Source organism: Bradyrhizobium sp. AZCC 1578 (assembly GCF_036924675.1).
Classification (GTDB): Bacteria; Pseudomonadota; Alphaproteobacteria; order Rhizobiales; family Xanthobacteraceae; genus Bradyrhizobium.
Map to the genome: position 1 here is coordinate 7,348,896 of NZ_JAZHRZ010000001.1, position 17,397 is coordinate 7,366,292.

At 62.4% G+C, this 17,397-nt stretch carries 23 protein-coding genes; 10 read left to right on the forward strand and 13 right to left on the reverse strand.

From position 1 onward, the window contains the following. Window positions 1-2: 2 nt before the first annotated feature. Entirely contained in the window at window positions 3-446 is a 444-nt protein-coding gene (locus V1290_RS35035) for a DMT family transporter (RefSeq protein ID WP_065744974.1), read from the reverse strand. A 137-nt stretch (window positions 447-583) separates the two neighbouring features. On the opposite strand from V1290_RS35035, the gene V1290_RS35040 reads away from it, so the two are divergent. Continuing rightward, window positions 584-733 carry a hypothetical protein gene (locus tag V1290_RS35040; protein WP_141686549.1) on the forward strand — a complete coding sequence of 50 codons (150 nt, stop codon included), beginning with the start codon at window positions 584-586 and terminating at the stop codon, window positions 731-733. A 73-nt stretch (window positions 734-806) separates the two neighbouring features. Continuing rightward, window positions 807-1,511, forward strand: coding sequence for a GrlR family regulatory protein (locus V1290_RS35045; protein ID WP_334368606.1), 705 nt, complete (start codon window positions 807-809; stop codon window positions 1,509-1,511). On the opposite strand, the gene V1290_RS35050 is transcribed toward V1290_RS35045, so the two are convergent. Genes V1290_RS35050 through V1290_RS35060 form a run of 3 tightly spaced genes read right to left on the reverse strand, consistent with a single transcriptional unit; the run spans window position 1,508 to window position 5,142 of the window. Next, window positions 1,508-1,708: a hypothetical protein gene (locus tag V1290_RS35050; protein WP_334368608.1), complete on the reverse strand. Its 201-nt coding sequence runs from the start codon at window positions 1,706-1,708 to the stop codon at window positions 1,508-1,510. The two genes, V1290_RS35045 and V1290_RS35050, sit on opposite strands and share 4 nt — an antisense overlap. Continuing rightward, the gene (locus V1290_RS35055; RefSeq protein ID WP_334368610.1) at window positions 1,705-2,808 is read right to left on the reverse strand and encodes a PepSY-associated TM helix domain-containing protein; all 1,104 of its coding nucleotides are present in this window, start codon (window positions 2,806-2,808) and stop codon (window positions 1,705-1,707) included. Before V1290_RS35055 ends, V1290_RS35050 begins: the two co-directional genes overlap by 4 nt. Window positions 2,809-2,865: 57 nt before the next feature. Continuing rightward, a complete protein-coding gene (locus V1290_RS35060) occupies window positions 2,866-5,142 on the reverse strand; it encodes a TonB-dependent siderophore receptor (protein ID WP_334368611.1) in 2,277 nt (758 codons plus the stop codon). Window positions 5,143-5,436: 294 nt separating this feature from the next. Here V1290_RS35060 and V1290_RS35065 point away from each other — a divergent pair, with 294 nt between their 5' ends. The 3 genes from V1290_RS35065 (at window position 5,437) to V1290_RS35075 (ending at window position 6,986) form a co-directional block, all read left to right on the forward strand. After that, window positions 5,437-5,607 (forward strand): hypothetical protein, encoded by a 171-nt coding sequence (locus tag V1290_RS35065; RefSeq protein WP_334368613.1) that lies wholly within the window; start codon window positions 5,437-5,439, stop codon window positions 5,605-5,607. Between the two features lie 117 nt (window positions 5,608-5,724). Beyond that, window positions 5,725-6,612, forward strand: coding sequence for a S1C family serine protease (locus V1290_RS35070; protein ID WP_334368615.1), 888 nt, complete (start codon window positions 5,725-5,727; stop codon window positions 6,610-6,612). Continuing rightward, window positions 6,609-6,986, forward strand: coding sequence for a response regulator transcription factor (locus tag V1290_RS35075; RefSeq protein WP_334368617.1), 378 nt, complete (start codon window positions 6,609-6,611; stop codon window positions 6,984-6,986). Before V1290_RS35070 ends, V1290_RS35075 begins: the two co-directional genes overlap by 4 nt. A gap of 33 nt (window positions 6,987-7,019) precedes the next feature. On the opposite strand, the gene V1290_RS35080 is transcribed toward V1290_RS35075, so the two are convergent. From V1290_RS35080 to V1290_RS35100, 5 genes are all read right to left on the reverse strand, one after another. After that, entirely contained in the window at window positions 7,020-7,244 is a 225-nt protein-coding gene (locus V1290_RS35080; RefSeq protein ID WP_334368619.1) for a hypothetical protein, read from the reverse strand. Window positions 7,245-7,256: 12 nt separating this feature from the next. Continuing rightward, window positions 7,257-7,754 carry a hypothetical protein gene (locus tag V1290_RS35085; protein WP_334368621.1) on the reverse strand — a complete coding sequence of 166 codons (498 nt, stop codon included), beginning with the start codon at window positions 7,752-7,754 and terminating at the stop codon, window positions 7,257-7,259. Next, window positions 7,751-7,975, reverse strand: a complete 225-nt coding sequence (locus tag V1290_RS35090) for a hypothetical protein (protein ID WP_334368622.1) — start codon at window positions 7,973-7,975, stop codon at window positions 7,751-7,753. The genes V1290_RS35085 and V1290_RS35090 overlap by 4 nt, the downstream gene beginning before the upstream one ends. 15 nt (window positions 7,976-7,990) lie before the next feature. Further along, window positions 7,991-8,173, reverse strand: coding sequence for a hypothetical protein (locus V1290_RS35095; protein WP_334368624.1), 183 nt, complete (start codon window positions 8,171-8,173; stop codon window positions 7,991-7,993). A gap of 97 nt (window positions 8,174-8,270) precedes the next feature. Next, window positions 8,271-8,720 (reverse strand): DUF2267 domain-containing protein, encoded by a 450-nt coding sequence (locus V1290_RS35100; protein WP_028346376.1) that lies wholly within the window; start codon window positions 8,718-8,720, stop codon window positions 8,271-8,273. 260 nt (window positions 8,721-8,980) lie between these two features. Between V1290_RS35100 and V1290_RS35105 the strand changes: the two genes are divergently transcribed. Beyond that, a complete protein-coding gene (locus V1290_RS35105) occupies window positions 8,981-10,603 on the forward strand; it encodes an ABC-F family ATP-binding cassette domain-containing protein (RefSeq protein WP_334368626.1) in 1,623 nt (540 codons plus the stop codon). Between the two features lie 28 nt (window positions 10,604-10,631). Here the strand turns inward: V1290_RS35105 and V1290_RS35110 are convergent, their stop codons facing one another. Continuing rightward, window positions 10,632-11,606 (reverse strand): glycerophosphodiester phosphodiesterase family protein, encoded by a 975-nt coding sequence (locus V1290_RS35110; RefSeq protein WP_334368628.1) that lies wholly within the window; start codon window positions 11,604-11,606, stop codon window positions 10,632-10,634. 34 nt (window positions 11,607-11,640) lie between these two features. Here V1290_RS35110 and V1290_RS35115 point away from each other — a divergent pair, with 34 nt between their 5' ends. After that, window positions 11,641-11,778 carry a hypothetical protein gene (locus tag V1290_RS35115; protein ID WP_334368630.1) on the forward strand — a complete coding sequence of 46 codons (138 nt, stop codon included), beginning with the start codon at window positions 11,641-11,643 and terminating at the stop codon, window positions 11,776-11,778. Between the two features lie 58 nt (window positions 11,779-11,836). Then, window positions 11,837-12,514: a nitroreductase gene (locus V1290_RS35120; RefSeq protein WP_334368631.1), complete on the forward strand. Its 678-nt coding sequence runs from the start codon at window positions 11,837-11,839 to the stop codon at window positions 12,512-12,514. A 9-nt stretch (window positions 12,515-12,523) separates the two neighbouring features. Here V1290_RS35120 and V1290_RS35125 read toward each other — a convergent pair whose 3' ends face one another. After that, window positions 12,524-14,605, reverse strand: a complete 2,082-nt coding sequence (locus V1290_RS35125; protein ID WP_334368632.1) for a methyl-accepting chemotaxis protein — start codon at window positions 14,603-14,605, stop codon at window positions 12,524-12,526. 161 nt (window positions 14,606-14,766) lie between these two features. On the opposite strand from V1290_RS35125, the gene V1290_RS35130 reads away from it, so the two are divergent. Further along, entirely contained in the window at window positions 14,767-15,522 is a 756-nt protein-coding gene (locus tag V1290_RS35130) for an SDR family oxidoreductase (RefSeq protein WP_334368634.1), read from the forward strand. 699 nt (window positions 15,523-16,221) lie between these two features. Here the strand turns inward: V1290_RS35130 and V1290_RS35135 are convergent. Beyond that, window positions 16,222-16,485 (reverse strand): hypothetical protein, encoded by a 264-nt coding sequence (locus V1290_RS35135; protein ID WP_334368636.1) that lies wholly within the window; start codon window positions 16,483-16,485, stop codon window positions 16,222-16,224. A 218-nt stretch (window positions 16,486-16,703) separates the two neighbouring features. Between V1290_RS35135 and V1290_RS35140 the strand changes: the two genes are divergently transcribed. Further along, entirely contained in the window at window positions 16,704-16,943 is a 240-nt protein-coding gene (locus V1290_RS35140; protein WP_063830275.1) for a hypothetical protein, read from the forward strand. 19 nt (window positions 16,944-16,962) lie between these two features. Here V1290_RS35140 and V1290_RS35145 read toward each other — a convergent pair whose 3' ends face one another. After that, window positions 16,963-17,394 (reverse strand): hypothetical protein, encoded by a 432-nt coding sequence (locus tag V1290_RS35145; RefSeq protein WP_334369274.1) that lies wholly within the window; start codon window positions 17,392-17,394, stop codon window positions 16,963-16,965. Between the last annotated feature and the right edge of the window lie 3 nt (window positions 17,395-17,397).

A 17,397-nucleotide genomic window follows, 5' to 3' on the forward strand; every position in this document is an offset into this window, starting at 1 on the left:
TTTCAATCCCGGATCAAGACGACACCGGCGATCAACAACACTGCGCCTGCGAGCCGCGCGGCGCTGACGGGATGTGGCGTCAGCCCGAACGCGCCGAAATGGTCGAGCGTCACCGCAGCGAGTACCTGGCCGGCAATGACCAGCGCAAACAGCGTCGCTGCACCGAGCGAGGGCAACAACAGGATCGCCAGCAGGATGAAGGCAGCGCCGAACACGCCACCGGACCACGCATACCACGGCACATCGACCATTGTTTTCCAGGACGGCACGCGTTCGCCGAGCGCGATCACCGCGACGATCATGGTGATGAGGCCGCCCGCATAGCTGATCAGCCCCGCCCAGGCCGGCGAGCCCAGCGCCGTGCGCAGACTGCCATTGAGCACCTGCTGGGTCGCGACGCTGACGCCAGCCCCGAGCGCGAGGAGGTACAGGAAGAAATGTTGCACGGGGGCCCCCATTCATTCCGTGCCGGCAGAGCGATCCGGCATCACAGGGCCAGAGACAACGCGAATAGCAGGACCGGAACAAGAGGGCCCGCGGCGCAATTATTGCGGACGGGGGCTCGCAAGAAGCGGTGCTTTCCATGATCCGAAAACTGCAATCGGGCGAATACCGGCTCTATTCCCGCAAAATCAATCCGAAAACGGGCAAGCGCCGTAACCTTGGAACCTTCAAATCGCGTGCCGCGGCGGAAAAGCACGAGCGCGCGGTGCAGTACTTCAAGCGGCATTAAAACGCGGCTGGTTCCGGGCTTCCGGCGGTGCTAAGCCCCCGCGAGATGATTTGACAAAGGCGGGACACCTTCGTTGCTGAACGGGCTCTACAAGGTCGAGTACGGCGTGAACGACGCGTTCGGCCGCAGCATCATGTGCATGCACAATGGCAAGCTGTTGGGCGGCAATTCCGCCTTTGCCCATCTCGGCACCTATCAGGAGACGGCTGGGGAAATTATCGGCGAGGTCATCACCCAGCGCCACAATGACGACCCCCACTACAAGCCGCTGATGGACACCGATGTCGCCGCCATCAGCGTGCGCGGCAGGCTGCAGGGCAACAAGATTCGTTTTGAAGGCAGTGCCGCGCCGCGGCCCGGCGCCCTGTTCTGGGCCGAGTTGACGCGGCTCGACGACGAGGCGCTGCCGCCGGTCGGCACCGTCGGGCCGGGCGGCATAGTCAACGGGCTCTATTCCCTCCAGCTCCGCGCGCTCGATGGTATCGAGGCCGGTCTGTCCGGCGTCATGCTGCTGCTGGACGGCCGCATCCTCGGCGGCGATGCCTTCTTCTATTACCTCGGGGCCTACGCTTCGGCCGACGGCCGCTGGAAGGGTGAGATCCTGAACCAGGAGCATACGCCGGCGAAGGGTGAAAACCCTGTGTTCGGCGGCCATGAGGTGGGCATCGGCTTTACCGGCACCTGCGACGAAGCCGGCGCTCAACTCGAAGCCATAGCGCTCGCGGGAAAGCGAAGCTTGCGGCTGGCTGCGACGCTCAAGTTGATGCGGCCCGCTTAGCCACGCTTGCGCCGCGCGAAAAACCACACGGTGAGGGCCACGGGCGAGCCAACGGCGATCCAGGAAAAATAACGGCCGGCGCCTTCCGAAAGCAGCGCCGTCAACAACCCAGCGACCGACAGCACCCCGATCAGCAGTGGACCGCCATACACGGTCCACCAATTGCCGCTGGAGCGCAACTTGCGTGCGTCGGTCATCGCGACGGCTGCAACGCAGGCTGTCCCGCGATCGCGTGGCTGCGGTGCTTGCGGCGTTTGACGACCCACAGATAGAGCCCGCTGACGATGACGACGATGGTCATGATGTCGAGCAGGGCCCAGATGATCTTCAGCGGCATGCCGCCATAGTCACCGAAGTGCAGCGGCTGCGAGACCAACAGTGCCTTGAGATAGACCGGAAGATCGCGCGCGTCGGAGACTTCTCCGGTTTCGCCATCGAGCAGCACTGGTTTGAGCAGGCGCGATGTCAACGGCGTGTCTCCGCGCATGAACACCGCGAAATGATGCGAACTCGTGAATGGGGTGCCGGGAAATGCGATAAAGGAGATGTTCATGCCCGGCGCCGTCGTCCGCGCTCTCTCGATTGTTGTATCGAGCGAGGCCAGACGCACCGGTGGCGGCTTGCCCGCGTAAGGCTTGACCATGTCGGCGAGTTCGTTGGCCTTCCACTGGCTCAGCATCACTTCCGCAAGCGTATTGATGACGCCGGTGGCGCCGACCACCAGCGCCCATGCGATGGTAACCGCGCCCAGAAGATTGTGCCAGTCGAACCAGGCAATGCGGCTCGACTTGTCCCTGAGGGTGCCGAAGCTCAGGCGCCGCGTGAACGGCCAGTACAGCACGACGCCGGAGACGATGGCGACCAGGAACAGGAATCCCATGGCGCCGAGGAACAGCTTGCCGGGCTGGCCGGCAAACATATCGACGTGGAGTTTGAGGAAGATCAGCATCGGGCCACCACCGACCGAGCCGAGCGGCTTGGCGGTGTGTGCATCATAGGCCCTGAGCGTCGCGGCATCCGGATCGCCGTCGACCTTGTTGTTGGTGAAGGCGATCACGTTGTTCGGCTCGTCCTTGTCCCACAAGATATATTGCAGGACGCGACCGGGATCGTTCGCAAGCGCCGTGCGGGCGATCTCGTCGATGCTCCGCTTCACCGCGCCCGGCTGGGCGATCTCGGGCTTTGGATCGTAGCCGAGCAGCTCATCGATCTCATGATGGAAGATCAGCGGCAGGCCGGTGATGCACAGCAGCAGCAGGAACAGCGTCGATATCAAGCTGCTCCAGGTGTGGACCACTGACCAGATGCGAACCGTTCTGGCTTTCAGGGCTGCCTCCCCGCCGATTGCGACGCGTTACCACTTGTAGGCGAGGCTTGCCGTCACGCGGCGGCGATCGCCGTAGAAGCAGGACGTATCGGACGCGCAACTTGCGACGTAAGTTTTGTCGGCGATGTTGATGAAATTCAGCGCCGCGCGCCAGTTTTGCCATTCGTAGTGGACCGCCGCGTCACCAAGCACGACCGAGGGAACCACCAGCGTGTTCGCGGCATTGGCGAAGGACTTGCCGACGTAGCGCACGCCGCCACCAAAGCCAAAGCCCCTCAACGGTCCCTCCTGGAAGGTGTAGTCAGCCCAGACGGATCCAACTTGCTGTGGCGTGTTGGTCGGCGTCAGGCCGATCAGGGCCGGATTCGCGTCCTTGCTGATAAAGAGATCGTAGGTGGTGAACGCGCCAACCATCTTCAGGCCAGGTGCGAGATTGGCTACGGCCTCCAGCTCGAGACCGCGCGAGGTGACCTCACCGGTCTGGTTCTGAAGAGTCGGTACGATGCCCGGCACTGTCGTCGGCACGTTTTTCCGCTTCAGATCGAACAGGGCAATTCCAAAGTGGCCGTTGAAGCCGGTGGGTTGATACTTCAGTCCGATCTCGGCCTGCTCGCCGGTTTCCGGCAGGAACAGTTGGTTCGACGCGTTCAGGCCGATGATCGGGTTATAGCTTGTCGCGTAGGCAACATAGGGCGCGAGCCCGTTGGCGAAATTGTAGATCAGGCCGGCACGGCCGCTGAACTTGCTGTCCTCGCGGTTGTACAGCGTGGCGCCGCTCGGACGATCGGCCTGACTGGTCGATACCCAGTCGTTACGGCCGCTCAGCACCAGCGTGAACCCGCCGAACTTCATCTGGTCTTGAATGTAGGTGCCGAGTTGATTCTGAGTCAGGAGGAAGTTGCGGAATGGCGCGACCGTGAACGGTATGTCGCCGACACCGTAGACCGGATTGAACACGTTGATCGAGGGCACACCGCCGAAGTCGAAGATTTGGTAGTCGTCGATCCGATAAGCTTTCAGATCGAGGCCGAATAGCATCGTGTGCTGCACTGGGCCGGTATCGAAACGATACTCCAACTGGTTGTCCAGATTGCCCTGGTTGGCGGTGTTCTTCGCGTACCAATTGTAGCGGGCGAGGTCACCGGTGGCGATGTTGGAATAGCTATTGCCGACCAAACCGCGATAGGTGATGTCAACATGCGCGTAGCGCGCATTCTGCCGGAATGTGACGCTGTCAGAGAGGTTGCGCTCGAATTGATAGCCGATCATCTCCTGTTCGCGCTTGAACGTATCGACGCTGGGGTCGCCGACGAACCGCTTTGTCGGAATACGCCCAAAGGGCGCATCGACCACCGTTCCGACATATGGCAGGAAGTTAATGCCGCGCGTATCCTGCTTCGACGCCGAAGCCAGCACGGTGAACGTCGTGTCTGCATCCGGCTTGTAGGTGACGGACGGCGCGATGAAATAGTTGTTGTCGGGGGTGAAATCGACCTGGGTGCCGCCGTTCTGGACCTGGCCGACCACACGGTAGAATAGCTTGCCGTTTTCGGGCGCGGTCGCAACCGGGCCGCCAAAATCGAAAGATAGATAAGCATTGCCGAAATTATTGACGCCGGTCTCGAGATAGCGGATCGGCTCTGTTGGAGGCATCTTGCTGACCGCGTTGACGATACCGCTCGGGCTGGAGCCGCCATAGAGCACGGCGGAGGGGCCGCGTAGCACCTCGACTCGGGCGAGGTTGAACGGCTGCAGTTTCCAGCTCGCATAGGACGTGTAGAAGAGCTGCAGCCCGTCGAGGAACAGGCCGACATCGTCCGACTTGAAGCCGCGGATCAGGAACCAGTCGTTGCGGGTGTCGGCGCCGAATGTCCCGGCGACGACGCCCGGGGTGTAGCGCAGGATCTCGTCGAACTTGCCGGGCTTCTGGTCGCGAATCTGTTCGCTGCCGATCACCGAAAGCGACTGCGGCGTCTCCATGATCGGCGTGTTGGTCTTGGTGCCCGCCATCGAGCGGCCGGCGACATAACCCTGGACGGCGCCGCGCGGGCTTTCGACGAAGCCGACGCCGCGTTGCGGCTGCGGTCGGTTGGATTGCGCTGCCTGCGTTGCGCGCCGTGTCTGGCGCCGTTCCGGCGCTGCGGCGCGACGGCGAGCCTCCGGCGAGGCGACGACGACGGGAGGCAACGACTGCGCTCCGGATTGCGACGAAGAACTTGATTGCGCGAACGTCGACTGCGGCCACAACGCCAATACGGACACGGTCGCCAACGCGACGATCCGGAACAAATCACGAGACTTCAAGGTTCACCCCAACCTGCGAGCACTCACGCCGCCTTCAGGAAGTCGGGCAGCGCAACGCGGTGACGCATACGCGAGGTATTACGATTCCTCTAATGGAATGGTTCTTAGAGGGGCTCTTAGAAGGCTTCCAGCAAACGCCCGAGAAATTGATGATGCAGCATCAACACTCGGAAGTTGTGACACGGGACAGCAATACTAGTTCCACGGCGTGCGCCAGATCAGGAATAGGAACAGGTATTCCGCTGAGGCATTAACAGCGTGAGCTGATGTTTGAAGGGAGAGACCCGTTCAGCCATGACCCGAAATCGCGAGCCCAATGGCGTCGAGCCCGAGAAGACGGAAGACGATATTCAGCGAGAGCAGCTCGGTCCGCGCGGCGTACCCGGGGCGCCCGATCCTGCGAGGATGACGCCTCAACGGGAGAAGAAGACGCCGAAGTACATCGATCCCGGACACACGGCATAGTGCGAAGCGGGAGCGCCCGAGTTCGAGGCGGAAAACTCCTGCGGCCTGCCCATCAGGCTAGTTCCCGAACGCAATCTGAACTCCCAGATTGGATTCAACCGATCCAGGAGTTCTGTCATGCCCGACCCGACCGCAGTTATCCTTCCGTCGTTATCCTCCGCCCTTGCCGATGTCGTCACCCGGACGAGGTCTGCGATCGTCTCGGTGCATTCGCACCGCTCGCGGGCCTCGGGCTTCATCTGGAAACCCGGCCTGATCGTGACGGCTGATGAAGCGCTGGCCGACGAAGGCGAAGTCTCAGTCAAATTTGCCGACGGAACGACGCAGTCGGCCAAGATCGCAGGACGCGATCACACCACCGATATCGCGCTGCTGCGGCTCGATACCAAGAGTGATGCCGGCAATACTGCCTCCGTCGCATTCTCTCCTGTTGTTCCGGATCTGGGCTCGCTGATGGTCGTGGTCGCTGCCGAGCATGGCGTTCCCACGGCGGCGCTCGGCGTCGTCTCGCTGGTCGGAGGCCGCTGGCGCAGCCTTCGTGGCGGTGAGATCGATGCCAGGATCGAGCTCGACGTGCGGCTGCGCAGCAATCACGAGGGGGGACTTGCCGTCAACGCCTCCGGCGAAGCGATCGGCATGGCCGTCCAAGGCGTGCGACGCATTCTCGTGATTCCCGGCGCGACGATCAACCGGATCGCGGGAAGGCTTGAAACCCATGGCCGGATTGCGCGGGGCTATCTCGGGGTTGGATTGCAGCCGATCAAGCTCGACGATGGCGTCGGAGCGATGGTGATGAGTGTCGACAAGTCAGGTCCCGCGGCCGCCGCCGGTATCCTGCAAGGCGACGTGATCATTGGATGGAACAACGAGAAGCTGACCAGCATGCGCTCGCTGATCCGATCGCTTGGGCCCGACAGTATCGGCTCCGTCGTCGACATCACAATTCGCCGCGCCGGCCAACCGCTGCAAGTCAAGCTCACGATCGGTGAAAGGCCGGAACTGTGAGCGAAGCGGCATCGCCGGTCATTGTGGTAGCTATCGAGATCGCCGATCCGGCGCTGGCGGACCGGCTCGCGTCTCTGCTCGGCGGCGTGTCCGGACTTCGTCTGGCGGCGCCCGGAGAGGCAGCGACGGTCGCGCTCATATCACGCGACGCGCCGACGGCCGTCGACGCGTCCGATATCGATCTCACGCCACGCGAGCGCGACGTGCTTGTCCTGATGGCCGAAGGCGCATCCAACAAAGCCATTGCGCGCCAACTTGGAATATCCGTACATACCGCCAAATTCCATGTGGCTTCGCTGCTTGCCAAACTTGATGCCACCGGCCGCACCGATGCTGTGGCACATGCCGCGCGACTTGGCGTGATCAACCTGTGATCTCCGCGCGTGCTCGACCGACAATCTCGCGCCTTATCCGCGGCCCTTGTTTGCCGCGTGGTCCTTCAACTGCTCGGTTTGGGTCCATTTGCTGTCCTGGCCGCGATCGCGCGAATGCTCGGTCTTGTCGCGGTTGGAGAGCACCGCGTTGTCGCCGATCAGATCGTTCTGCACGTCGGTCATAGCGCCGGTCCCGGCGCCTTTGCCCTTCGCGCCAGGGCCGAGATGCTTGCCGTCTCCATGTGCTCCACGTGTCATAGTAACTATCCCCTATGGCTTTTGAGGCTTGTGGCCGGACTGGCCCGGACGATTGTGCTTGTTGTGCTGGCTTTCCTGGTTGAGCCCGCCGCGGCTTATCGGAAATTCCGATTGACGTGCTTGGCGCTTCGCTATTTTGGCGCCGCCAGGGTGCTGGGTCTGCGCAATCTCCTCCATCTGTCTCGCGTCGGGCACATCGGGCTTCCGTTCAAGAATGCGCATTTGCTGCTCGTGCGTCTTCTTCCCCTGCAGCGGCATTCGCCGCGGCCCGCTATCCCGATCGTTTTGCGGCGGCCCGCGGCGGCGGTCGCGAACTTCTGCCTTAGTGATACCACCCTGAGGATTCGTATCATTCTCGATGTCGCCCTCGAAGGTATTGGCGCCCTCGAATTCCTCAAGCTCGTCGGACGTTACCTGCGCCATCGATGTTCCCTTCGAGCCTCCGATCAGCGGATTTCGAACAAGATCGACGTTAGTCGGTCGGTTCAGTTTCACATGCTTGGTGCTCATGACGCGTCCTTCGATGCGGGATGGGTGCCGCCGCCCTTTCGCTCCGGCTCGTGAGTGTGGTGGGTGTCATGTTCGCCGCCGCCGCCGGACACCTTGCTGTGCCGGCGCTGCGGATCATCGGCGGGCGGCTTTTCGACGTGAAGCGGCGCCTTGGCGTTTTCATGGGAAGCACCCGGGCCGCCCTGGCGAATGCTCGCGCGCGTCTTCGTTGAAGTCGACATGGTGCTCGCTCCTGACTAGCGATCCTGCTGATAGCCCTGATGAGTCGTGTTCTGAGCGGTGTTGCCCTGTTGCCCCTGCTCACGGGTATTTTCAACGCGGCCGCGGCCCTTCCGAACTTCATGGGCGTTGCCGGATTTCGGATCGCCTGTACCCTTGTGGCTTTGATTGTCCTGCGGCACGGGCGGAGGTCTGGTCATTGCTCGCTCCCGTTGTTGATTGCTTTTGTGCTGCAAGACAACGCCCGGCGAACATCAGGGTTCTTGTCGATCTTCGGAACCGCGATCAGATGCCGCATCAGGCCGCCGATGAAACCCGATTGTTACGGGGCCACAACGCCTGAACGTCTTCCGGAAGCGCGTGGCGCACCTTCTCGACCTGATTGGGATCGACATGATGGTTCAGAACGCGGAACACCGCCTGCGCTGCATCTTTGGAATCGACCGGTTTCTGCGAACTAAGTTCTGCCGAGACGATGGAGAGAAACTCGTCTGCCGATCGCCATGCCTTCGGCGTTTCACTTGGCCGCCATTGGTCGTAATACGTGCCGCGCACCAGTAGTGGGAGCTGCGCGCCGAGATGGGCGGCAAGATTGACCGGAACCCGGTCGCGGATGGTTCGCAATACCGATCCCAGAATATGCCACGCCAGCTTGCGATCGCGCGGCAGGTTGGTCATCACTTCGTCCAACCACGTGTTGGTGATCTGGAGCGTTCTGTCGAATACTTCGAGACCTGTTGCGCTCATGGGAACTCTCCGTCGGTTCAATTGGAGCTGACGGGCTAACGATGCCGGTACAGATCGGTTCGCAGCGCTGGAAGGTTTTACCGCCCATACGCGAGATCATTCGGCCCCTGGTATATGTCTCCTGGGATGCAGTTGTGTCGACAACCAAAACACCGTCAGGTAGCGTAGCTTGTTGCGGCGGGAATATCTCGGAACCGCTTCCACAAGCACGCTAGATGTCCTAAGCAGCGGCCGCAGCGATTTCCTTCCTTCAGGGCCCAATGATCCGTCTCGATAACGTCAGCAAGCAAGTCGGCCACCAGATCCTCTTCATCGAAGCCTCCGCAGCCCTTCAGAAGGGGGAGAAGATCGGCCTCGTCGGCCCGAACGGGGCGGGCAAGACCACGCTTTTCCGGATGATCTCGGGCCAGGACCTACCCGACGAGGGCCAGGTCTCGCTCGATCGGGGGATCACTATCGGCTATTTCAGCCAGGACGTCGGCGAGATGTCGGGCCGCAGCGCCGTGGCCGAGGTGATGGACGGCGCCGGGCCTGTCAGCGTCGTGGCAAACGAGCTCAGGGAGCTCGAGGCCGCCATGGCCGACCCGGATCGTGCCGACGAGATGGAAGATATCATCGCGCGCTACGGCGAGGTGCAGCACCGCTTCGAGGAGCTCGACGGCTATGCGCTAGACGGCCGGGCTCGCGAGGCGTTGTCGGGCTTAGGCTTCAGCCAGGAGATGATGGAGGGCGACGTCGGCGCGCTTTCCGGCGGCTGGAAGATGCGGGTCGCGTTGGCACGCATCCTCCTGATGCGGCCTGACGTGATGCTGCTGGATGAGCCGAGCAACCATCTCGATCTCGAGAGCCTGATCTGGCTCGAGCAGTTCCTGAAGGGATATGAGGGCGCGCTGTTGATGACCTCGCATGATCGCGAGTTCATCAACCGAATCATCAACAAGGTCGTCGAGATCGACGGCGGGACGCTCACGACATATTCCGGCAACTACGAGTTCTACGAGCAGCAGCGCGCGCTGAACGAAAAGCAGCAGCAGGCCCAATTTGAGCGCCAACAGGCGATGCTGGCGAAGGAGATCAAGTTCATCGAGCGCTTCAAGGCGCGCGCTTCGCATGCGGCGCAGGTGCAGAGCCGGGTGAAAAAGCTCGACAAGATCGAGCGCGTCGAGCCGCCGAAGCGGCGACAGACGGTGGCGTTCGAATTCCTGCCGGCGCCGCGCTCGGGCGAGGATGTCGTCAGCCTGAAGAACGTCCACAAGGGCTATGGCAGCCGCACCATCTATCAGGGCCTTGATTTCATGATCCGCCGCAAGGAGCGGTGGTGCGTGATGGGCGTCAACGGCGCCGGCAAGTCGACGCTGTTGAAGCTGGTGGCGGGCTCGGCCGAACCCGACGATGGCATGGTGGCGATCGGCGGCAGCGTGAAGATGGGCTACTTTGCCCAGCACGCCATGGACCTGCTCGACGGTGAGCGCACGGTGTTCGAATGGCTGGAAGATTCCTTTCCGCAGGCGGGACAAGGTTCGCTCCGCGCGCTCGCGGGCTGCTTTGGTTTCTCCGGCGACGACGTCGAGAAGAAGTGCCGCGTGCTCTCGGGCGGCGAGAAGGCGCGGCTGGTGATGGCAAAAATGCTCTACGATCCGCCGAATTTCCTGGTGCTGGACGAGCCGACCAACCACCTGGACCTCGCCACCAAGGAAATGCTGATCAATGCGCTGTCCGAGTTCGAGGGTACCATGCTGTTCGTGTCCCACGACCGGCATTTCCTCGCGGCGCTCTCCAACCGCGTGCTCGAGCTGACGCCGGAGGGCATCCACCAATTTGGCGGCGGTTACACCGAATATGTCGCGCGCACCGGGCACGAGGCGCCGGGATTGCGGTCGTAACCCGGACGGAGCCAACGGGCTACATCCACTATTTGCCCACGAGCGGCGCGATGGCCTCGATCTCGTTGGTCCAGATGCCTCCCGAATAGTTTGCTGGCAGCCGCGCGAACTGCTCCAGCGTATCGATCCCGGTCGAGAATTCGCCGCCGCGATAGGGGCCGAGCACGAAAACCTCGCTGTTGGCCGCCTTCATGCGGTTGAGGAAGCGGTCCGGCCAACCCCACATCCACGGCGCGACATTGATCGGCAGCATCACTATCGCGTTGCTGCACGCTTTCGGCACGATGCCGGTCCAACCGTACCCGATGTAGCCGAGCAGGCAGCTCTTGATCGTGGCGCGCGAGATCGTCCGGACATCCGGAAGGCGCTGGCGCACGATCCCGACCGGCTCGTCGCCGCCATAGACCATGATCTGCGCCCGGCGTTCGGCGGAGAGCTTGCCCAGCACGGCCGCCAGCTTCTCCCCCTCGGACGGGTCGCGGCCCTTTACGTTGATCAGGAGCCGCTGCTGCGGAAGGGTCGCCAGCACCTCGGTGAGTGTCGGCATCAGGCCGATGCCCTTGCCGCGAAACGGAAAGGTCTTGCCACCATCGGCTGTATAGCCATGGCCGATATCGAGCTTCTTCAAATAGGCCATGGAGTGTTCGCGCGTGACGCCGCGCCCGTCGGTGCGGCAATCCAGCGTCCAGTCGTGAAACACCGCGAATTCGCCGTCGGTCGTCGGGTGAACGTCGAACTCGACGACATCGGCGGCGGCCGCAAGGCTGGCTCGCATCGATTCGATCGTGTTCTCCAGATAGTGATGGTTTGACGGCAACATTCGCGCCGCCGTGCAGGTGTCGTTCTTCAGCTCGCGCTCGTCGAAGCGCTGGGCAATGCCGCGATGCGCGAGCAGGACGGGCTTGCCTTCCTGATGGGCGGCGAGATGATTGGTGTTGTTGAGGTAAATGGCTGCGCCAAAGACGGCGATCGCCGCCGCCGCATATTTCAGTTTCTTGTTCAAGGCTTGCCCCCGCGTAGGAGGTGGATCGCTAGGCATGATTTCTGGTCTATTTGCGGCAGCGGATGCCGGGAGGCACGAAACGCATGGCGCTGCGCATCGCGCCGGCTTGTCGGCGCTGAAGCTGCCCGTTACCGTGTTTCAAAGCGCCGACCGCCGGCCTGATCACGGCTGACGGCGACCGCTTCGATTATCGATTCAAACGGGCCTGACTGACGATGGGAATGCAACGGATGGATTTCGAGACGCTGGTTCAGACCCGCAAAAGCGTGCGCGGCTTTACCAAGGAGCCGGTCTCCCGCGCCGTCATCGAGGACATCATCGAAGTCGCCAAGCGCGCACCGTCGTCGATGAACACCCAGCCCTGGCACATCCATGTCCTGACCGGCGAACCGCTGGAGGAGGTGCGCCGTCGCAACATGGAGGAAATGATTGCGGGCGCCAAGCCGAAGCGCGATATTATCAGCCATGGCGAATACCAGGGCGTGCACCGCGGCCGGCAGGTCGATATCGCCAAAAAGCTGTTCGCCGTGATGGGCATCGCGCGTGACGACAAACCGATGCGGCAGGACTGGGTGCTGCGCGGCTTTCGCCAGTTCGACGCGCCGGTCTCGCTGGTCCTGACCTACGACAAAATTCTCGATCCTGGCGCGGTCTGCCACTTCGATCTCGGCGCACTCTGCTATGGCATCGTGCTCGCCGCCTGGGACCGCGGGCTTGGCAGCGTCATCAACGGGCAGGGAATCATGCGCTCGGACATCGTGCGCGAGGTCGCCAATATCCCCGAGGACGAGGTCATCATGACCTGCGTCGCCGTGGGCTATCCCGACGACAACTTTCCCGCCAATGCCGTCCGCTCCGACCGCGAGCTGAACAGCGATTTCGTCCGCTATATCGGCTTTGCCGATTGACGAGCGAATTTACGCCGCCCGCACCTCCGAGAGGAAGCGGTTGACCTGCCCGGCGAGGTCCTTGGACTGCGAGGATAACTGCTCGGCCGCACCGAGCACCTGATTGGCGGCAGCGCCGGTATCGTCGGCGGCCTTCTGGACGCCGGTGATGTTGGAATTGACCTCCTGGGTGCCGCGCGCGGCTTCCTGCACGCTGCGGGAGATTTCCTTGGTCGCGGAGCCCTGTTCCTCGATCGCGGCGGCAATCGCGGTTCCGATCTGGTCGATCTCGGCGATCACGTTGGCGACGTTCTGAATCGCCGTCACGGTCTGATCGCTCGCCGCCTGAATCGACGCGATCTGCTCGGAGATTTCCGTGGTCGCCTTGGCAGTCTGGCCGGCCAGCGATTTGACTTCGGAAGCGACGACCGCAAAGCCACGGCCGGCATCGCCGGCGCGCGCGGCCTCGATGGTCGCGTTCAGTGCCAGCAGGTTGGTCTGCGCGGCAATGCTCTGGATCAGCGTCACGACGTCGCCGATCTTCTGCGCGCCCTCGGCGAGCGAGCGGGCGGTCTCGCCGGTGCGCCGCGCATTATCGACGGCGCGGGCGGCGATTTCGGTCGATTGCGCGACCTGGCGGCCGATCTCGGAGATCGAGGAGGTCAATTCTTCGGTGGCGCTGGCAACCGTCTGCACGTTGGCCGAGGTCTGCTCGGAAGCGGCGGCAACGATCGCCGCCTGGCGGTTGGTGGCGGTCGCCGTCGACGACATCGACTGCGCGGTGTCTTCCATGACGGACGAGGCGGCCGAAAGTCCGCCCACGAGTTCGGTGACCTTGGCTTCGAACACGCGCGTGAGTTCGTCAAGCACCTGGGCGCGGCGCATCTTGCCGTCGTTCTCGGCGGCCTTCTCGGCGGCAAGACGTTCCGCCTCGATCATGTTGTCCTTGAAAACGCGCACCGCCGATGCCATCGCGCCGATCTCGTCGCCGCGGCCGGCGCCGGCGATTTCACCGGATACGTCGCCGCTGGCCAGCCGCGACATGGTGGTGGTGAGGTCGACGATCGGCATGCAGACGCGGCGGCGCACCATCACGATCAGCGTGGCGCTGGCGGCGACAACCGCGATCAGGCCCGCCAGCGCGATGAGGAAGCTGAAGCGCGCGGAGGAATAGGCCTCACCGAGCACCTGCTCGGCGTTGTCGTAGAACGCGTCGCGGACCGTAATGATGGACGCAAGACCGAGTTGAGTCTCCGCGTAGTAGGTTTCCATATCATGTTCATACTTGCCACTGATGGCGCCATCCTTGACGAGCTTCAGCTCTTTGCCGAAGCGATCGACATAGGCCGCGTTCATCTTGTCGAGCGCCGCGGCCACATTAGCCGGCGTAGAGGGATTGCCGCGCAATTCCTGCAGCGACATCAGAATCTGATCGTTTCTCCCTTGCGAGCGGCTGATCTCCATCTTCTCGGCTTCGGTGGCTACCCGGTTGGCGCCGATGAGATTCTTGTGCAGGCTGGAGTTGAGACCGCCGACGTCGCGTAGCGTCCAGGCGACGTTGGCGTAGCTTGCCTGCCGGTAGGCCGTGCCGTCGAGCAGCGCGATCTTGCGCACCTGCTCGTCGAGCAGCGTCGTGACAGCCTTGTTGAAGACGGAGTTGTCGGAGACGATTTTCCTGGCAGCATCGCGGCGGGCTTCCGGCGGACCGGTGAGGGCCTTGTCGATGCCTGCGCGCAGCGCGGCGAACTGGGTATTCAGGGCATCGATGCTGCTTCCGACGGCAGCACTGTCTTCGATCGCGCCCGCCAAGGTCGCCTTGACCCGGTTCATCTTGTCGCGCGCCCCATCGGTGTTCTTGCGATATTTGTCGAGTTCGGCGAGCAGTTTCGGATCCACGGTAGGAGGTCCGAACATGATGTTGGTGGCAAAGCCGCGCTCGGGATTCATGTAGCGCGGGATGTCGCCGACCGCACGCACCACCTCCAGCCGGCTCTGCGCGACCGAGACCTTGTCCATGGTCTGGTACTTCGAAACCGCCACATAGACGGCGAGCCCGCCGCCGACTGCGGAAAGCGAAACGATGGCAGCGGTGAGGAGGGTGCCGATTTTCATGGGATTTTAGGCCATTTGCGCTGGTAACGGATGTGCGGACTGCCAGTATAGGTGGTGCAAATTAATCCAGGGTTACGGTTGCACGTGTCACACCGACCCGTTCCAGTTGGTATTGGCGATGGCGCGTGGTGCCGCGGCCTTAGCGACAGAGGAGCGAGGAAATGAAGATCGTCATTATCGGCGGTACAGGTCTGATCGGTTCGAAATTGGCCCCGTTGCTCGCCTCGCGCGGTCACGAGGTGCTGCAGGCGTCCCCGAGCAGGGGGATCAACGCCGTGACCGGGGAGGGGCTGCAACCGGCGCTCGTGGGAGCCGACATTGTCGTCGACGTCTCGAATTCGCCCTCGTTCGAGGACAACGCGGTGCTGCACTTCTTCGAGAGCGGAACACGCAACCTGATTGCGGCGGCGAAGCAGGCCGGTGTGCGGCACTGCATTGCGCTGTCGATCGTCGGTACCGACCGGCTTGAGAGCAGCGGGTATTTCCGCGCCAAGCTGGCGCAGGAGCGGCTGATCGAAAATTCCGGGCTGGCCTACACGATCCTGCGCGCCACCCAGTTCTTCGAGTTCGTCGGCGCAATCGCGGATTCCGGGCGCAGGGACGGCGAGGTTCACGTTTCCAGCCAGTTGATGCAGCCATTGTTGTCCGATGAGGTCGCGCAAGCGCTGGCCGACGTGACGCTCGGCGAGCCTGCCAACGGCATATGCGAGGTCGCGGGTCCCGAAGCGGCGCCGCTTGCGGATTTCGTCGGCCGCTGGCTCCGCAAGCAAGGCGATACCAGCAAGATCGTGGCGGGCGTAGACGTGCCGTATTTCGGCGCGCCACTCGCGTTGCGCACGCTGGTGCCGGACGACGGCGCGCGGATCATGCCGACGCGTTTCGACGATTGGCTGGGTAGGACTGTCAAAATGGCGTGAGCTGTCCGAAGTTATATCGTCGTCCCTGCGAACGCAGGGACCCATAGCCACCGCTCTCGCTTGCCGATGGGATAGCGGGCCCCAGCTTCGCGTCACAATCAACATTTGTGGTTATGGGTCCCTGCGTTCGCAGGGACGACGTGACATCGCGATCTCGCGGTGCATTGCGCCCGAGGTTTGCTATCAACTTCCGGCCCTCCTGATTCAGAGGGCGCAGGGAAGACCGGATGCTTGCCGCACCCGCGGTCTCGTGTGCAAAGTGCGCAAAAGAACACGCACACGAGCATACAGGTACAGCGGGAGCATCCCGGCCTTCCCTGCGCAATGGCTTTACGGCTTATGCCGTGCTCCCCGGCGAACGGCTCTTTTGCCACCGTCGCTGCGCGAGAATAGCCCCACGCAACTTAATGCCAGCACCGCGACATCAGGACCACACGACTTCGCCGTACGCTTCCTGCGCGTACGTCTAGCGCGCATTCAGCGTCCACCGCATCTCACCGCACGTTCGTGACGATCGCGAAGCGCCCCTCCATCGGGTGAGACGGACGGAGTTATGCGACTGATTTGCCCCTCGCGTTAAGCGAAATATTTTAGATTCTTTTTGATTCCTGGGCTTGACGCCATTTCTGAAAATCAGAAGTGATTTGCCTGCGGCGGATTGCACTGGAGGTCCGGCTCCATCAGTCGCCGGCTCAGCACTCAGCGCGTTTCCTCTTCCGCGTTCTTCGATGCGGATTTCGGCTGCGGCGCCTTTGAACCCGTTTCCTGACAGGGCAGTTGCGTCCATGAGCCGTCGGTCGCCTGCTGATAGGCATGGCAGGAGGCGGAAGCGGGCGCTTCGCTCGTCTTTGCCGGTTGGGAATTCGTGTTGGAGTTCGTGTTGGAGTTTCTGGCGAGCGTCGGCGCTGCCAAAGTGAGGAGGGCGGCCGCCGAACCGAAAAAGATCGCTTGCCCTAACCGCATGGGAAATTCTCCTTTGTCGAAAACAATGTGTTCTTCCTAAAAAGGATTGTGGAATTTTTTGGGAATGCCGATGGAGGTACCGGCACTTGCTTAACGTTTTGCAAACGCCTGAAGGCCGCCGATGCGCTGCAGCGCAAGGCGAATTCTATTCTCGCGGTATGGAACCAGTTTCTTCGGCCGTGCGTTGGCTTGGCATCATGCCGAGAGGCACGGCCTCCATGCGTCGGGAAAAGTCACTCTTCAATGCGCTGCTCACCCATTTTCTGATGGGCGTGGCGCTTGGACTAACGCTGGTCCTGTTGCTCGGCCTCATCGATGCCTTCCATGTCAGAGACCTCGTCGCCAAGAGCGGCGCACCTGTTCAGACCACGGTGATGCTGGTGACAACCTACGGGCTAATGTTCGGCATCGGCGCGGCGCTGACCGGTTTGGTGTTGACGCTGGAAGACGAGAGCTGAGGTCGGACGGAGCGCTCGATCAGCGGCGCAGGCGGGCCATCGTGCCGGCGGTAATCTGCATGGCGACGCCGACCACCCATCCGGCCATGATCATCCAAATCCATGCCAAATGCGGATCGTGGCGCAGCACGATTAGGCCGACGCAAGCGAACGCCGACAACGCCGCGAGGAAGGTCCCGATGGAGCTTAGCAGGTCCGGCGTGTCCACTCTGTCGACCCAGGCGTCATCGGGAGGCCGGTCGTTCGACGCGGTGACGCGCAGCGGCGTATCGATTCCGAGATAAAAGCCGATGGCGCCACCGACCATCATCAGCAGCAGGAACGCCTGATTGGTGAGTGCGGCGTGGCTCGTCCCTACCAGAGCCGCCACAAACAACCCGCTCGCCGCGCCTGCCATGGCAAGCCCGACGCGTTCCAGAACGTGGGCGACCTTTCGAACGCGGGTTTGCATGAC

What these genes read in the sequence shown, in the direction of transcription:
- V1290_RS35040 (WP_141686549.1), top strand. Translation starts at nt 584, where the DNA reads ATGATCCGAAAACTGCAATCGGGCGAATACCGGCTCTATTCCCGCAAA.
- V1290_RS35050 (WP_334368608.1), bottom strand. Translation starts at nt 1,708, where the DNA reads ATGACCGACGCACGCAAGTTGCGCTCCAGCGGCAATTGGTGGACCGTG.
- V1290_RS35065 (WP_334368613.1), top strand. Translation starts at nt 5,437, where the DNA reads ATGACCCGAAATCGCGAGCCCAATGGCGTCGAGCCCGAGAAGACGGAA.
- V1290_RS35070 (WP_334368615.1), top strand. Translation starts at nt 5,725, where the DNA reads ATGCCCGACCCGACCGCAGTTATCCTTCCGTCGTTATCCTCCGCCCTT.
- V1290_RS35080 (WP_334368619.1), bottom strand. Translation starts at nt 7,244, where the DNA reads ATGACACGTGGAGCACATGGAGACGGCAAGCATCTCGGCCCTGGCGCG.
- V1290_RS35085 (WP_334368621.1), bottom strand. Translation starts at nt 7,754, where the DNA reads ATGAGCACCAAGCATGTGAAACTGAACCGACCGACTAACGTCGATCTT.
- V1290_RS35090 (WP_334368622.1), bottom strand. Translation starts at nt 7,975, where the DNA reads ATGTCGACTTCAACGAAGACGCGCGCGAGCATTCGCCAGGGCGGCCCG.
- V1290_RS35095 (WP_334368624.1), bottom strand. Translation starts at nt 8,173, where the DNA reads ATGACCAGACCTCCGCCCGTGCCGCAGGACAATCAAAGCCACAAGGGT.
- V1290_RS35100 (WP_028346376.1), bottom strand. Translation starts at nt 8,720, where the DNA reads ATGAGCGCAACAGGTCTCGAAGTATTCGACAGAACGCTCCAGATCACC.
- V1290_RS35105 (WP_334368626.1), top strand. Translation starts at nt 8,981, where the DNA reads ATGATCCGTCTCGATAACGTCAGCAAGCAAGTCGGCCACCAGATCCTC.
- V1290_RS35115 (WP_334368630.1), top strand. Translation starts at nt 11,641, where the DNA reads ATGATTTCTGGTCTATTTGCGGCAGCGGATGCCGGGAGGCACGAAACG.
- V1290_RS35120 (WP_334368631.1), top strand. Translation starts at nt 11,837, where the DNA reads ATGGATTTCGAGACGCTGGTTCAGACCCGCAAAAGCGTGCGCGGCTTT.
- V1290_RS35125 (WP_334368632.1), bottom strand. Translation starts at nt 14,605, where the DNA reads ATGAAAATCGGCACCCTCCTCACCGCTGCCATCGTTTCGCTTTCCGCA.
- V1290_RS35130 (WP_334368634.1), top strand. Translation starts at nt 14,767, where the DNA reads ATGAAGATCGTCATTATCGGCGGTACAGGTCTGATCGGTTCGAAATTG.
- V1290_RS35135 (WP_334368636.1), bottom strand. Translation starts at nt 16,485, where the DNA reads ATGCGGTTAGGGCAAGCGATCTTTTTCGGTTCGGCGGCCGCCCTCCTC.
- V1290_RS35140 (WP_063830275.1), top strand. Translation starts at nt 16,704, where the DNA reads ATGCGTCGGGAAAAGTCACTCTTCAATGCGCTGCTCACCCATTTTCTG.
- V1290_RS35145 (WP_334369274.1), bottom strand. Translation starts at nt 17,394, where the DNA reads ATGCAAACCCGCGTTCGAAAGGTCGCCCACGTTCTGGAACGCGTCGGG.